Source organism: Pseudomonas sp. MPC6, assembly GCF_006094435.1.
Lineage (GTDB): Bacteria > Pseudomonadota > Gammaproteobacteria > Pseudomonadales > Pseudomonadaceae > Aquipseudomonas.
Map to the genome: position 1 here is coordinate 4292797 of NZ_CP034783.1, position 14260 is coordinate 4307056.

The window sequence follows — 14260 nt, forward strand, 5'->3', positions numbered from 1 at the left end:
ACCTCTGCAGGCCAGTAAATTAGCGCTTGTTCATCAAGCCAGAATGTGAAATAAAATGTGCAGAATTTTTGCACGGTACAGACCGGTATGCCCCTGATCACATCAAAATCCTGGCTCGACCCGATTCTCCCTGACGCATTGCCGCCGTCAATCATTGCGCTCGCGGACGCGTTGCCCAGAAAGACACAGTTTCTAGCCGGGCGCCTGCCGCCTGAAACCGCTGCACGCCTCGGCCGTCTCCTGCAAATCACCAATACGTACTATTCGAACCTGATCGAAGGGCAATACACCGAGCCCGCCGATATGCAAAGAGCGCAAGCGGCGCCGGTCAAAGACCGCAAACAGCTTAAAAACCTGGCGGTTGAACAGATGGCAGTGCAAGCATTGTTCGAACGGTCATTGCGTCTGCGTGCGCCGTTCGCCTGGGGTGACATGTTTGCACCTGAGCTCGTGAGCACTGCACACAACCGGCTTTTTCGGGGAGCCAGTGACACGGAACGGACGCTGTCAGATGGCTCAATCATGCAGCCCGGCACCCTGCGATCCGGTACAGGCCAGAACGTCGTCGTGGGTAATCATGACGCACCGGACGCTTCAGCTGTAGACGGTATGCTTCAGCACCTTCAGGCAGGCTTCGGCCGGCAGACAGACCCGCGCCGCCAGCTCATTTCTGCGCTTGCCTACCATCATCGCCTCGCCTGGGTTCACCCCTTTGCCGACGGGAATGGTCGGGTTGCTCGGTTGGTCACTCACCTGCAATTAGTGAGTCTGGGGCTTAAGCCAACGCTCTGGTCACTGTCACGTGGCCTTGCAAGGCAGCATCAGAGTTACTACAGCGCTCTGACAATGGCGGACCGCCGAAGAGAGGGTGATCTGGATGGACGAGGCCAGCTGTCTCAGCGACGCTATTTCGAATTCATCGAGTTCATGCTGCAGGTTTGTCACGATCAGGTCGATTACATGACCGCAGCCGTGAACCCATCCCAGCTTCGAGAGCGCGTGATACGCGCGTTTCGCTACAACGAGAAACTTCAACAACAAGGCATTCGCCCGGAAAGTGCGCCAGCAATCGTTGCGCTAATCACCCAAGGAAGCCTGCCGCGCAACGAAATAAAGACCTTTACCGGCCTCTCCTCACGCTTGGCAATCGATGAGCTTTCGCGATTGGTCAAAGTCGGTTTGGTGGAAAGTCGAACGCCTAAATCCCGGATCGTCACACCCGGCCTGCCCGCCTGGTTTGCCCAAGATATTTTTCCGGATTTACATCGACGGTTTCAATAGTCCACACCAGTACACTCGCCCTCGAAGCCGGCCGCTGTGACCTTGGAGAGTAATGTGCGCCTGTTTCGATATTTGGATAAGCGTGAGCGATGCCTGCTTTCGAAACCGACTCACCAAGCGGCATTTTCTGCGGCACATCCCAACGTCCTGCCTACATTCCATATCGGTCCTACAACAACCTCGGAAATCGCTCATATCGCCCATGAAGCGATAACTCTTATAGTCCACACATCGCCCATCCGGCGATCAGGTTTGTAGACCTGCAGTCCCGATCAACCCCCATCATTTGATTCGGCGCTTCACCTATCGAACAACGGGGACGAACAACGGATTATTACTTTGAAACTGGCGGAGCGCTCTCAATTTCCAGCCGTCTCACCGAGCATCATCCGTATTTCAAAAGGTTGTTTATTACACCTGCTGCATCCGCCAGTCTGCCTCAGACTCAACTCGGAAGCCGTCGGTACCACAACAAAACCAAGGACTGCGCATGCCTCTGATATCGCAACGTGTAGCGCTAGCACGCAAAGGAGCTAACGATAAAGTAATTTGCCGAATGAAGTCGGGTTGGGCGGTCATGGGTGACGTGCAATTTCTGCCTGGTTACTGCCTATTATTGCCCGACCCTGTCGTCCCAAGCCTGAACGATCTGGATGCAGAGGCCAGAGCGACATACCTACTGGACATGGCCCGAATCGGCGACGCGGTATTACAAGCAACCGGGGCACTTCGTATGAACTACGAGATTTTAGGGAATTCAGAACCGGAGCTGCATTGCCACATTTTCCCTCGCTACTCTTCAGAGCCGGAAGAAAATCGCAAGATGCCCGTATGGTTCTATGACTGGAAGACAGCTACCCCCTACGCTGAGCAAGCACATGGCGATTTGCGTAACAGGATTGCTCAGTTATTGGCTGCATCGAGCTAAGACGACGATATAAGAGCAACTCGACATGACTTTCTCAATTTCAATCAGAAAAATTTCAATTCGTGCATTGGGCATTTTCGTTATCTTTCCCTGCACGGTTGCACACACCTTTTTCAGTCTGATAGCGCTTGTGAAGTTGCATTCGTTTATTTTCATAGAACATGACACGTCCACGTACAGCGTCATGATTCACTTGAGAATGGCTGTCTACTTGGCATTAGGATGGGTCGGGGTCATAACGGGATTGAAGCTGTACTATCACTTTCTGCTGTCAAACGCGTCTCCAGTCTGGTCAGGCTTTGCGTGGTCAGGGCTGCTCTGCGGGACTGTGGCCTGTGTAGGCTTGATATGTGCATCAGGGGGATCACTTACATCACGCATCTTTACCATGGGATGGCCGCTGGTGGGTGCTGCGGTGCTTGGTTGGCTTTTGCTCAATGCCGACAACGCAAACAAGGCAGACAGGCACTAGAGGATTCACGTAACTCGGTGAGAAGGGGCAGAGCACGATTATCGACTCGTCCTTTTGGTTTAGATGAGTTAATGATTAGCCAATACGAATCGTCCAGACTCTGCGCCTTGGCGGAACCGTCTACTTTGAGTCGATACCCGTCCAACGCGGAAGGCTGCAGCGCGTTATGCCGCCCTGACCATCGTCAAATGGGCAGCAATCTGAAGCCAAAGCGAAGCAAGATCAAAAGATCGCAGCCTCGCTTCGCTCGACAGCTCCTACAGGGGTACGCGTGCGCTGAATGATTGGCGGTTGCGGTACACGCACCGTCGAGAGACTCCGTTCCGGTTCTGCGCAGCGGGCCATAGCGACGGCACATGGCCGCCTTACATCCCCAAATACTTGAATAACCACAACCCCCCCATCCCAACCGCCAGCGTCAGCATCGTATTGCGAGTCTGCCAGGCAACCCACGCCGCAATAATGGCCGCCGGTATCTGCGGGTTACTCAACACGAACTCACCCTGCCCGTTGGGGTACACCACGGCGGGCAGCACCAGGGCCGCCAGCACACTGGCCGGTACGTACAGCAAGGCCCGTCTCAGCACCGACGGGATGCGCAACCGGCCATATAGTTCGACAAAGGACAGACGCATGGCGAAGGTTCCCAGGCCGACCGCCAGGAACAGTCCCCACAAGGCTAGTTCACTCATGGCGTCTCCCTCTCGACGTCAGGGGTCGACGCCCCGCTCAATGGGCGTTTGCGAACACTCTCGATCAGCAGACCCGCGATGACACCGCCGATGGAAGCGGTGACCAGGCCAAGGTTGTACGGCATATCGACCGCAATCGCGGCGAGCAGCCCGCCGACCGTGGCGGCGCCCAGGGTTGCCGCGCTACGCAGGCCGGGCACCAGAAGCGCGAGGAAGGAAAGCGGTATGGCAAAGCCCAATGACCAGGTCTCGGGGATGCTCGCGCCCAGATAAATGCCCGCCAATACCGATAATTGCCAGGACAGCCACATGGCAACGGCGGTGCCGGCATAGTAGTAGTGAGCAAATGGCCCCAGTTCGCCTGAGGCCAGCTTGAGACTGCACAGCGCGTAGGACTGGTCCGAAAGTACGTAGGACAACGGCCACGTCCAGCGTCGGGGCAAGTGGTGCAGAGAGGGGGCCAGTGACGCGCTGTACATGATGAAGCGCAAATTGATGACCAGCGCGGTGACCACAATCGCCAGCGGCATGATGCCCGTATGGAGCAGTTGCAGGGCGACCATCTGCGCGGATCCGGAGTAGAACAGCAGCGTCATGCCCATGGTCGTGCCCGGCGACAGGCCCATGTCGATCGCCATGACCCCTGTCAGCAAGCCGAAAGGCACGACGCCGGGACTCAATGGCATCAGCGCCCGGACACCTTGCATGAACGCTTCCCTTCCTGATCGGTACGGCATTTCGCCTCCTTGTATTTTTGTTCGAGCCGCCGATTCGGTTGACCGTACGCCGACCGCTCTGAAACTGGATACAGGATAAGCTGGAGTTATTGCAAGCCATCTACGCAGACCATTGCCTGGCCCAGGGTCCGCCGCCCATCGTGCGGTAGGGTGTGGGCCCGGAGCCGGATGGGTTCCTGACCACCAAAAAACCTGTGTAGGAGCTGGCTTGCCAGCGAAGGCGTCCTTTCAGCCAACAATTATGTCGGCTGGAAGGGCCTCTTCGCTGGCAAGCCAGCTCCTACAGGGGATCGGGTTGGCGATGCGTGTGTGGCCAACCCTTAAACCGCTTTCGGCGCCTGCTGTGCGCGACGTGCGTCCGCTCCCCCAGGGATGGGGTCGTTTGCCTGAACAAGGCAACCTTATTGTTATTGGGATACGCTGATGGGTAATAACTTAGTTCGTTCGCAACCACTCGAAAAACAGTGCAAACAACTCCGCCTGAGAATTAACTTTCAGCTTCAAATAAAGACCTTTGCGGTGCATGCGCACCGTTTCTGGCGAAATACCGAACTGGCTGGCGGTGGACTTCACGGAGTGCCCGCGGAGCACCATGTGCGCGACCTCGCGCTCGCGCTCGGTCAACAGCTCGCGACCAAAGTTCTCAAAGGCGCCCTGCAAACGTTGTTTGAAATCATCATGCACCGTCGCTTCGACATCGGCCTGTATTGCGCCACTCTTGTGCAGGCCACGCGGGCCAAACTCACTGAGGAATTCCCGCACCAGCGGTTCGACGGCCCGCAGTAAATTGAGTTGCTCCGCCTTGAGCGCCTCGCCACCGAAGCCTTGAAACAGGCTCACTGAAATCTGCGAGTCATTCACCGTATCGACAATATAAAAACTGTCTTCGGAGCTACCCGCTTTCAAGTAGTAAGTTTTGTAGTACTCACTCTCGAAGAAGTTGTCCGGGGCTATTTCCTCCAAGTGATAAAATCCTTCAGCCAATCCCTGCTCTACCGCCAGGCAAAACGGATCAAGCAAGTAGCCACCCGAAAAATAGCGGTCGATGATCGACTCACGATATTTTTCCGGAATGCCACGCTGATACAGCAACTGTGGTGCACGGTCCTTGTGTTCCAGGCTGATCAAAACCGATTCGATGGACACCAGATGCCCAAACGCCGACGCCAGATATTGCAGGGCATCGAGCGTGTCGATATGCGCGAATGCCTCGCGCATGTCGCGATGCCATTTATGTAATGCCCCGAAGGACAAAGCGATCAGTGCAGCGTCGTCTGGTTTGCTCATGCCGCGCAGTCTAGCGGGTGAACCGGCATTTGGTAACCGCAGCCTTGAAGCACTCATTGGCCGAAATACTGGCCGCTTTGCTCTAGCTCAGCCGCCACCTCAAGGATACAAGTGCGCAAAGTCTCGACGATTTCATCAACCTGGGCGCAGGACAGAATCAGCGGCGGCGACATTACGTTGAGGTGCATGATCGGCCGCACCAGCAGGCCTCGGGCCTGCGCTCGAGAGTGAATCATTTCGCCAATGTTGATCTCGTCGGCAAACAACGCCTTGGTGCGTTTGTCGGCCACGAACTCCACGCAAGCCATGAGTTTCTGACAACGCACGTCGCCCACCAATGGCAAGTCCCTGAGCGTCGACAGCCGCTCCTCAAGGTACGCGCCCACCACGTCGACATGTTCCAGCAGTTTTTCCCGCTCGATGATCTCGATATTTTTCAGCGCCGCGGTGCAGCACACCGGATGACCGCTGTAGGTGAAACCGTGGGTGAAGCAGCGGCCCTTGCCCGGCTCGGCAATGACTTTCCAGATGCGGTCGGAAAAAATGCAGGCGCCCAGCGGCAGATAAGCAGACGTCAGCCCCTTGGCCGTGGTGATGATGTCAGGCTGTACATCGAACACGTCATAGGAGGCGAAGAACTTGCCCAACCGACCGAACGACGTCACCACTTCATCGGCGACAAACAGAATGTCGTAGCGCTGGCAGACGTCCCACATGCGTTTCAGATAACCCTGGGGCGGAATGATCACGCCGCCGGAGCCCATGATCGGCTCGGCAAAGAAGCCTGCGACCTTGTCCGCGCCGATGCTCAGAATCTTGTCCTCGAACTCCTTGATCAGAAACTCGAGGAATTGCGCTTCATCCATGCCGTCCGGGGCGCGGTACGGATTGGGGTTGGAGACGTGATGAATGCAGTCGTTGGCGTAATCGAATTCCGGCACGCGGTCGGCGGCCTTGTTGCCGATCGACATCGTCAGCGTAGTCGAGCCGTGATAGGCGTTGAAGCGAGCGATGATGTGCTTCTTGTCCGTTTTGCCACGGCAGTTCTGATAGTACTGAATCAGCCGGTACGCGGTGTCCACGGCCGTGGAGCCGCCGGTGGTCAGGAACACATGATCGAGGTCGCCTGGGGCCAGGCTGGCGAGTTTTTCGCACAGTTCGATGGCGACGTTATTGGACATGTCGGAAAACGGATTCGAATAGGCCAGCTGGCGCACCTGGTCAGCAATCGCCAGCGCCATTTCCTCACGGCCCAGTCCGATGTTCGTGCACCACATGCCACCGACCGCATCCAGGAAGCGGTTGCCCTGAGTGTCGTAAATATAGGCGCCCTCACCCGCCACGATGTTCAGGGAACCTTGTTCGCTGTGCTCATCGAACACGTGATAGCCGTGCATGTAATGGGCTTTGTCGGCTTTGACCAGACGGGATTCATCGGCCGCGGACAATACGTTCTTAGCAGGAGTAGCCATACCAAAACCTCAAACCAAAGGGTTGAATGATCAGATGCCGCTTTTTACCGTGCTCCAGACGCGCGTCATGGCGCGCATGTCTTTCGCGTCCTGGGTTTTTTGCGGAAACAGGCGCTGACGGGTTTCGTCATCGGGATAAATCGCCGGGTTATTGCGCACGTCGGCACTGAGCAATGGCGTCGCCGCCGCGTTGCTGTTGGCGTAGTGGATGTAGTCCGTCACGTCCGCCATGACCTGGGGCTGCATCAAGTAATCGAGAAACTTGTGGGCATTGACGACGTGAGGCGCATCGGCCGGGATGTACATGTTGTCGAACCAGATCAACGAGCCTTCCGCAGGGATGAAATAGGCCAGTTTGATTTTCAGTTTGGCTTCTTCGGCACGGGCCATGGCGGTCGCGTAATCGCCAGACCAGGTCATTGCCATGCACACATCACCATTGGGCAGGCTGGTCAGGTAATTGACCGAGTCGAATTTGCGGATGTACGGCCGCACCGACAACAGCAACTCTTGCGCGGCTTTCAGGTCTTCTGGCGCGGCACTTCGCGGGTCGCGTCCCAGATACTTCAGGGCCAGTGGAATGACTTCGGTGGGCGCATCGACCAGGGTGACGCCGCAATCGGCGAAGCGCGAAACGATTTTCGGATCAAAGATCATCGCCAGCGAACCGATCGGCGCGTCCGGCATGCGTTCCTTTATCTTGTCGACGTTATAAGTGATGCCGTTACTGCCCCAGGTATAGGGTGCGGAGTACACGGTGCCGGCGTCAAATCCCTGCAAGTCCTGCAAGACTTTCGGGTCAAGGTTGGTCCAGCCTGGCAGTAACTTTTTATCCAGGGGCTGGAACACCTTGGCTTTGATCAGTGGCGGAACGAGGGAGGCGTTCAGTACCACCAGGTCGTAACCGGAGTGGCCGGTGAGCAACTTCGCCTGCACCGTTTCATAGGCATCAAACGTGTCGTAAATCACTTTGATGCCGGAAGCCTTCTCAAAATCGGCAATGGTTTTTTCGCCGATGTAATCGGCCCAGTTATAAAGCCGCAGCGTTTTGCTGCCGTCCACGTCGGCGGCGTGAGCGTTCAGTGTCAGCGGTGCAAGCAATAGACTGGTAATCACCATGAGGGCCTTGCGCATAGCAAATTCACCTTAGCAAGCGAAGCCGGTTCTGGATGACCGGTTGAACCTACTATTGAGCGATTGGCCGAACGGCGCCATACCCCGAATGGGTGTGTGCGCCGTTTTACCGTTTCGCCCCTTCCCGCACCCACCGCCGGACCTCGACCTGTACGGCATAGGCCGGGGCCTCCACCGCATTGAAATCCTGGGTATAGCGCTGGGCAAATCCTGCTACCCCCCATTCCTGATACTGCTGCACATGCTTGAGTTCGTGAGCCCAGAGCGCGAGGTCCTGTTCTGCGGCTTGAACGTCCCGGAACAGGATGATGTCGATCAGCGTCACGGCACCGACATCGGGGTTTTGCAGCATGGCCGTGGCGGTGCTGAATTGACCGTTGTCGCTGATTTTGTAGCGCGCGGTATCGAGGACGCCGGGGGCGTACCAGCGCAGCAGTTGCTCGCGGATGTGCGGTGGAACGGGTTGGGTGCCGGCGCTGGCGGCTTCGGCGCGGGCTTGGGTCAGCCACAGCGCCAGGGCCGGAGCCGCGACCTGGAAGATGCCATCAGGCAGGGGGTCGTGCAGCGGCCCCAGGTCTGGCAGGCAGATGCAGCTGTCCAGGCACACTGGTTTCTCGCCAGCCGGACAGACGTTGGGCTGGGCTGGCACTTCAAGGGTCAGGCAAAGAACCGACAGCGCCACCAGGCGCGTGGTGATGGGCGACATTGGGCGCTCCGGGTACAGCGCGATTAGACAGCTAGCTATCTGTTGACGAAAGCCTGAAGTATTCATTTGAGCTTACAGATTCTAGAACGGCAATATCCAACTGGACACCGCACCTGACACCATACGCTGCGATGCCGAAGGACAGCGAGTGCGGCGCTTCATGGGCATCAATACGCTTTCGCCAAACCTGTCTGCCACCGCGGACCCTGCGTAGGCGGGGCGCGTAGCGACGAGGAACGTCGCACCGGGTTCCGCTCACGGCAGTAGACGCTCAGGCCAACCCTGGCAGCTTGATCTGCAGGCGCCGTGCCAGCAAGCCGGCAAAGGCCAACACCGGCAGGATCGCCGTGGCAAAGGCCAGCCATAACAATGGCGAGAACCCGTCGCCGACGAGGGAGCCGGCCAGTGCCGGGCCGGTCATGGAACTCAGGGCGAATGCGGCGGGAATCAGCATGATCGAGCGTCCGCTGGGGTCCAGGCGGGCAATCGCCGCAGTTTGAAAAATGCAGCCCCAGGTGAAACCGACTTCCCAGATCCAGGCACCCAGCGCGTACATCAAAAATCCCTTGGCGCAGCCCAGCAGGATCAGCCCGAGACTGATCACCGCCAACACCAGCAGATGCGGCAGGCGCGCGCCCAGGCGATCACCCATGGCCGCCAGGGTCAGCGCGGCGGCCCCCCCCAGCAGTTTCAACACGGCGAAGACGATGCCCAGCTCGGTGGGTTGCAGCGCCAGGCCATGGCCCAAACGCTCCAGGAACGCCCACAGACCGATCTGTCCGGCGCCGAACAGGAAGAAAGCCGCGAGCGCGAAATACGCCGGCAACGGAAAACTGAAGCGGGCGCAAAGGGAGCGCTCGCCAACGACGTCGACCGCCTTGGCGAAATCGCTGCGCCGCGGTAGTGCCAGGGCGCTCAGGCTCAACAACAGAATGATCGCCGCCAGCACGAGTGCCGCGCCGGCATAGTGAAACCGTGCCACGACCAACGAAGGCAAGGCGAACAGCAAGGCGGCAACCAGGCCCAGTTCAATGCCCTGACGCACCCCCAATGCGCGTTCCTTGTCCGCCATTTCGCTCATGATGCGCAGCCCGAGGCAGGTCATCAGCGAGGCAAAGAAACCAATCAGCGCCCACAGCGGCGCTTGCGCCTGCGCCGGCAAGCGAGCGGACGCCAGCAACGCCAGCGCGGCGCCCACCGCGCAGCCAACGGTCAGATAACGCCAGTTCATCCGGTCGATGAACGCCACCGCCACCAGCGTCCCGACCAGGTAACCGGCAAAACAGATGGAGCCCAGTTGGCCGATTTGTGCGGCATCGAAGCTGAAACTGTCGGCGAGCGCGCCCAGCAGGATGGGTAATGTGTTGAAAGGCAGGCCGCCAATGGTCGAAGCCAGACTGGCGGCCAGCATGAAGGTCAACGTGGTGCGGCGACTGATGCTCATTACCCTCTCCTGTCCCTGGTGCTGTCAGCGCTGGTCGACCGTGATGATCTGACTAGACGCAGGCAGCGGCTTATCGCCAGTCCGCCACAATCCCATGCTCCAGCGCGAAAGGCTGGCAGGCGATGGTGCGACGTTGATGGTCGACGGCCTGTTCAGCGGTGGCCAGCCAGAGCATGACAGCGGCGGGCACCTCGGGGGGCGCCGAGCCGGCACGCAGCGCGATCACACCGCGATCGCCGATGGTGGCCTTGAGCGCATCGGTGGTGACCACCCCCGGATTGACCGTAAAGCCACGAATGCCCGACTCGCCCAGTTCGACCGCGAGAATGCCCGACAGGCGCGACACCGCCGCTTTGCCAGCCCCGTAGGCGTAGCCCCAGCCGCCCTTGCCTGCGGCGACCGGAGGGTCGGTTTCACCCGCGCCGGAGGTCACATTGATGATCACCCCGCCACCCTGTTCGACCATCCCGGCCACCACCGCACGGGTCAGCAGAAAGGGTGACATGACATACCCCTGAAATACCCGCTCCAGGGTGTCGGGCTGCAGTTGCATGAACGGCAGGTTGAGGTCGCTGCCCTGGTAGATGGCGTTGTTGACCAATACATCGACACGACCGAACTCGCTGAACACCGCTGCACTGGCGTCCAGTACCGAAGCGCTGTCGAGCAAGTCCATGCGCACCACCAGGGCCTTGCGGCCCATGGCCCGGATTTGCGCAGCGGTCGCATTGAGGCTGCCGGACAATAGCGAGCCATCGGCATAACGCAAGGCATGGTCGTGGCTTTCGCCCTCGTCCAGGGTGCGCGCACTGATCGCCACATCGAACCCGGCACGGGCGAATGCCAGCGCCGTTTCGCGGCCGATACCGCGACTGGCGCCGGTGACGAATGCCACTTTGTTCGTGGTCGCCAAAGTGGAACCGCTGACGGCTGTAACTGGCATGGGGTTTCTCCTTGAGGATTCAGGCTCAGTATCGACAGGCGGCAGTGTCAACGACTACGTCCGCTTGGACTACTAGCGAATCACGCCACGCAGCGGCCACCGCGTACGGCCACACGGGCGAGGTGCTCTGAGGAGCACCTTGCCCGCACAAAAATCGGTCACGCGGGTACAAAACCGGGCACAAAAGTAACAATTAACACTTCCCAACGCACCGCCTGCGCATCGCAGGTCTGCGTACACCCCTTATAAACCGCAGCTCTCAACCAATTCCAAGAAATGGCATGAATGCCGAACCCCGCCCCCGCGCAGAGGTCAAAGCCAGTGATGACCTCGCCAATGATCATGGGCCGCTTCTGAGCGGCTTCAATCAAGGGCGAAGCCAGGAGCTCACACACTTTAGGGTGCGCCGGATAATTTCAGTAGGCTCGGACTCTGCCGAGGGCAGGCGCTGACTGCTGCTCACATCCAATGCTCCCGTATCGGAGTACGAAAATGACTCAGTCAATGCGCTTCTTCCTATCGATCGTCCTCGCGACAGCCTCACTGGCCTCGGCGAGTTTGCTGAACACTGCAGGTGCGGCAACCGCCGAGGATCTGAATGCCGACTCCCGGCAAGCGTTGCAAACGCTTTACAAGGCCACGCCCTTTGCCGAAACCATTTCGCACAACGCCAAGGCGATACTGGTCTTTCCGAAAATCATCAAGGCCGGCCTGGTGTTTGGCGGCAGCTATGGTGAGGGCACATTGATGAAGGGCAAGCAAGTAGAGGCCTATTACAACTCCGTCACCGGATCATGGGGGCTGCAGGCAGGCGCCCAGTCCTATGGCTATGCGGTGTTCCTGATGACCGATAAAGCCGTGAAGTATGTCCGCGAAACCAAGGGCTGGGAAATCGGCGTAGGGCCGACTGTGGTCGTGGTCGATGAAGGGGTGGCGAAGAATCTGTCCAGCTCCACCTTGAAGGACGACGCCTATGCGTTCATTTTCGACCAGCAGGGGTTAATGGCCGGGGTGAGCATCGAAGGCACCAAGATTTCCCTGATCAAGCGCTAACGCCGGCTGTCTGGCGCAGGGATGCGCCAGATGAAAAAAAGTGCCCGGGCAGTGCGGCCTGAAAGCCGTGTTGATCTCAATAGCGTCCGCCTGAAATCATTTCCCCGCCGCCGTCTTGAACTTGGTCCAGGTTCGCATGCGCGCCCGCATGTCGGACTGGGGGATGTCCTTGCCGGGAATCAGCCGGGCATATGTGGCTTCATCGATGTAAATGTCCGGGTTGTCGCGCATGGTCGAATCGACACTTGGGCGAGCCTTGGCGTTGGAGGTCGGGTAGCCGGTGAAGTTGCTGATGGCGGCCATGTTCTCCGCACGCATGACGAAATTGATGAACGCGTAGGCGTATTCCGGATGCCGGGCGTCGACCGGAATCGCCATGGTGTCCATCCACACCGTGGTGCCTTCACGGGGAATGCGGTACTGGAACGCGGTGTTCTTGCCGGCGGAGTCCGCCGCCCGTTGTGCCTGGGTCATGTCGCCGCTGTAGCCGAGCGACAGGCACAGGTTGCCGTTCACCAGGTCGGTCACCGGCTGCGACTGGAACTTGCGGATGTAAGGTCTCAGCTTCAGCAACAGTTCACTCGCCGCCGCCAGGTCTTGCGGCTTTGCGCTACGAGGTTCGCGACCCAGGTAGTTGAGCACCACCGCCAGCACTTCGTCGGGCGAGTCGATCATGGAGATGCCGCAATCGGCAAATTTTGCGGCCAGTTCCGGTTTGAACAGCATGTCCAGGCTGTTGACCGGGGCATCCGCCAAACGCTGTTTGATTTGCCCGGCATTGTAGGTGAGGCCGATGGTCCCCCAGGTGTAGGGGACGGTGGCCTGGCTCGAATGTTCATACTGCGAACGCAGCTTCTGCAGGCCGGGCTCGATGTCACCCAGGGCGGTGAGTCGCGAGCGGTCCAGCGGTTGCAGGCTGCCGGCGCGCATCAAGCGTTCGGCGACGGTGTCGCCCGGGAAGATCAGGTCATACCCGCTGCCACCGGCGAGCATTTTGGCTTCCAGCGTCTCACTGCCATCCATGACGTCGTAGATTACCTTGATCCCGGTTTCGGCAGTGAACCGGCTGAGGGTGTCCTCGGCGAAATAGTCGGCCCAGTTGTACAGCCTGAGGGTCTTCTCATCCGCGTGCAGCACCGGCAGGGTACAGCCGAGCGCCAGGCCCAGGGCGCCGCTCAACAGCGTGTTGATCCTGTGCATATCAAACCCCTTGAGTAGTCCAACGTGGATTGAGTTGACGACCGTCCTGAGTCAATAACGCGCCGTACATCTCCGGGCGACGGTCGCGGTAGATTCCCCAGCTGCGGCGTTCTTCGCCCATGGCCGCCAGGTCCAGGCTGTGCACCAGCACGCCAGTACTGTCGCGGTCGGTCTCGGCGAGCAACTGGCCCTTGTGATTGCAGATGAAGGACGAGCCATAGAAGCTCATGTGCAGGGCAGGATCAGTGGTGGCCACCTCGCGGCCGACGCGGTTGGCTGCCACTACCGGCAGTAGATTGGCGGCAGCGTGACCGCGCATGGTTATCTGCCAGTGGTCACGGGAATCCAGCGTTGCGCAGCCGGGCTCAGAGCCGATGGCGGTGGGAAACAGCAAGACTTCAGCGCCCATCAACGCCAGGCAGCGAGCGGTCTCGGGGAACCACTGGTCCCAGCAGATCCCCACGCCGAGGCGCCCGAACGCCGTGTCCCAGACACGAAAACCGCTATCGCCAGGGCTGAAGTATTCCTTCTCCTGGTAGCCTATGGCGTTAGGAATGTGGGTCTTGCGATACACACCCAGCAGGCGCCCGTCGGCATCAGCCACGCTCAATGAATTGAAACAGGCATTGCCGGCCTTTTCGAACCAGCTCAGCGGCAGCACCACCCCCAACTCCCTGGCCAGTGCGGCAAAGCGTTTGAGCACCGGGCTGTGCCGATACTCCTCGGCCAAGGCCAGGTGTTTATGGTTTTGCTCAATGCAGAAGTACGGTGTGGCAAACAGTTCCTGCAACAAAATGACCTGGGCGCCCTTCCCGGCCGCCTCTCGCACCAGTTGCTCGGCCTGATCGAGATTGTGTTGCAAGTCCCAGGTGCAGGGCATCTGCGTCGTGGCAATCGTCAGCAAGTTCATG

14 protein-coding genes are annotated in these 14260 nt (G+C 58.9%); 3 read left to right on the forward strand and 11 right to left on the reverse strand.

Annotated elements, in window-relative coordinates:
• Window positions 1–87: 87 nt before the first annotated feature.
• Together ELQ88_RS21855 and ELQ88_RS21860 are read left to right on the forward strand one after the other, a co-directional pair.
• Window positions 88–1281, forward strand: a complete 1194-nt coding sequence (locus ELQ88_RS21855; protein WP_138967676.1) for a Fic family protein — start codon at window positions 88–90, stop codon at window positions 1279–1281.
• A 490-nt stretch (window positions 1282–1771) separates the two neighbouring features.
• On the forward strand, window positions 1772–2209 hold the full coding sequence (locus ELQ88_RS21860) for an HIT domain-containing protein (protein ID WP_128871666.1): 438 nt from the start codon (window positions 1772–1774) through the stop codon (window positions 2207–2209).
• 837 nt (window positions 2210–3046) lie between these two features.
• On the opposite strand, the gene ELQ88_RS21865 is transcribed toward ELQ88_RS21860, so the two are convergent.
• From ELQ88_RS21865 to ELQ88_RS21905, 9 genes are all read right to left on the reverse strand, one after another.
• On the reverse strand, window positions 3047–3373 hold the full coding sequence (locus tag ELQ88_RS21865) for an AzlD domain-containing protein (protein WP_138967682.1): 327 nt from the start codon (window positions 3371–3373) through the stop codon (window positions 3047–3049).
• Window positions 3370–4110 (reverse strand): AzlC family ABC transporter permease, encoded by a 741-nt coding sequence (locus ELQ88_RS21870; protein WP_138967684.1) that lies wholly within the window; start codon window positions 4108–4110, stop codon window positions 3370–3372. The genes ELQ88_RS21865 and ELQ88_RS21870 overlap by 4 nt, the downstream gene beginning before the upstream one ends.
• Window positions 4111–4545: 435 nt before the next feature.
• Window positions 4546–5454 (reverse strand): helix-turn-helix transcriptional regulator, encoded by a 909-nt coding sequence (locus tag ELQ88_RS21875; RefSeq protein ID WP_128871663.1) that lies wholly within the window; start codon window positions 5452–5454, stop codon window positions 4546–4548.
• The gene (locus ELQ88_RS21880; protein ID WP_138967686.1) at window positions 5451–6869 is read right to left on the reverse strand and encodes an aminotransferase; all 1419 of its coding nucleotides are present in this window, start codon (window positions 6867–6869) and stop codon (window positions 5451–5453) included. The genes ELQ88_RS21875 and ELQ88_RS21880 overlap by 4 nt, the downstream gene beginning before the upstream one ends.
• 30 nt (window positions 6870–6899) lie before the next feature.
• Window positions 6900–8003: a polyamine ABC transporter substrate-binding protein gene (locus ELQ88_RS21885; protein WP_128871661.1), complete on the reverse strand. Its 1104-nt coding sequence runs from the start codon at window positions 8001–8003 to the stop codon at window positions 6900–6902.
• 106 nt (window positions 8004–8109) lie between these two features.
• Window positions 8110–8709, reverse strand: coding sequence for a DUF4157 domain-containing protein (locus tag ELQ88_RS21890; RefSeq protein ID WP_138967688.1), 600 nt, complete (start codon window positions 8707–8709; stop codon window positions 8110–8112).
• A 271-nt stretch (window positions 8710–8980) separates the two neighbouring features.
• The gene (locus tag ELQ88_RS21895) at window positions 8981–10153 is read right to left on the reverse strand and encodes an MFS transporter (RefSeq protein ID WP_138967690.1); all 1173 of its coding nucleotides are present in this window, start codon (window positions 10151–10153) and stop codon (window positions 8981–8983) included.
• A gap of 70 nt (window positions 10154–10223) precedes the next feature.
• A complete protein-coding gene (locus tag ELQ88_RS21900) occupies window positions 10224–11096 on the reverse strand; it encodes an SDR family oxidoreductase (RefSeq protein WP_138967692.1) in 873 nt (290 codons plus the stop codon).
• 158 nt (window positions 11097–11254) lie between these two features.
• The gene (locus ELQ88_RS21905; RefSeq protein WP_138967694.1) at window positions 11255–11440 is read right to left on the reverse strand and encodes a hypothetical protein; all 186 of its coding nucleotides are present in this window, start codon (window positions 11438–11440) and stop codon (window positions 11255–11257) included.
• A 148-nt stretch (window positions 11441–11588) separates the two neighbouring features.
• On the opposite strand from ELQ88_RS21905, the gene ELQ88_RS21910 reads away from it, so the two are divergent.
• Entirely contained in the window at window positions 11589–12149 is a 561-nt protein-coding gene (locus ELQ88_RS21910; protein WP_128871644.1) for a lipid-binding SYLF domain-containing protein, read from the forward strand.
• Window positions 12150–12245: 96 nt separating this feature from the next.
• Here the strand turns inward: ELQ88_RS21910 and ELQ88_RS21915 are convergent, their stop codons facing one another.
• Both ELQ88_RS21915 and aguB read right to left on the reverse strand, forming a co-directional pair.
• Entirely contained in the window at window positions 12246–13349 is a 1104-nt protein-coding gene (locus ELQ88_RS21915; RefSeq protein ID WP_128871643.1) for an extracellular solute-binding protein, read from the reverse strand.
• A gap of 1 nt (window position 13350) precedes the next feature.
• Window positions 13351–14259, reverse strand: a complete 909-nt coding sequence (aguB, locus tag ELQ88_RS21920) for an N-carbamoylputrescine amidase (protein WP_128871642.1) — start codon at window positions 14257–14259, stop codon at window positions 13351–13353.
• Between the last annotated feature and the right edge of the window lies 1 nt (window position 14260).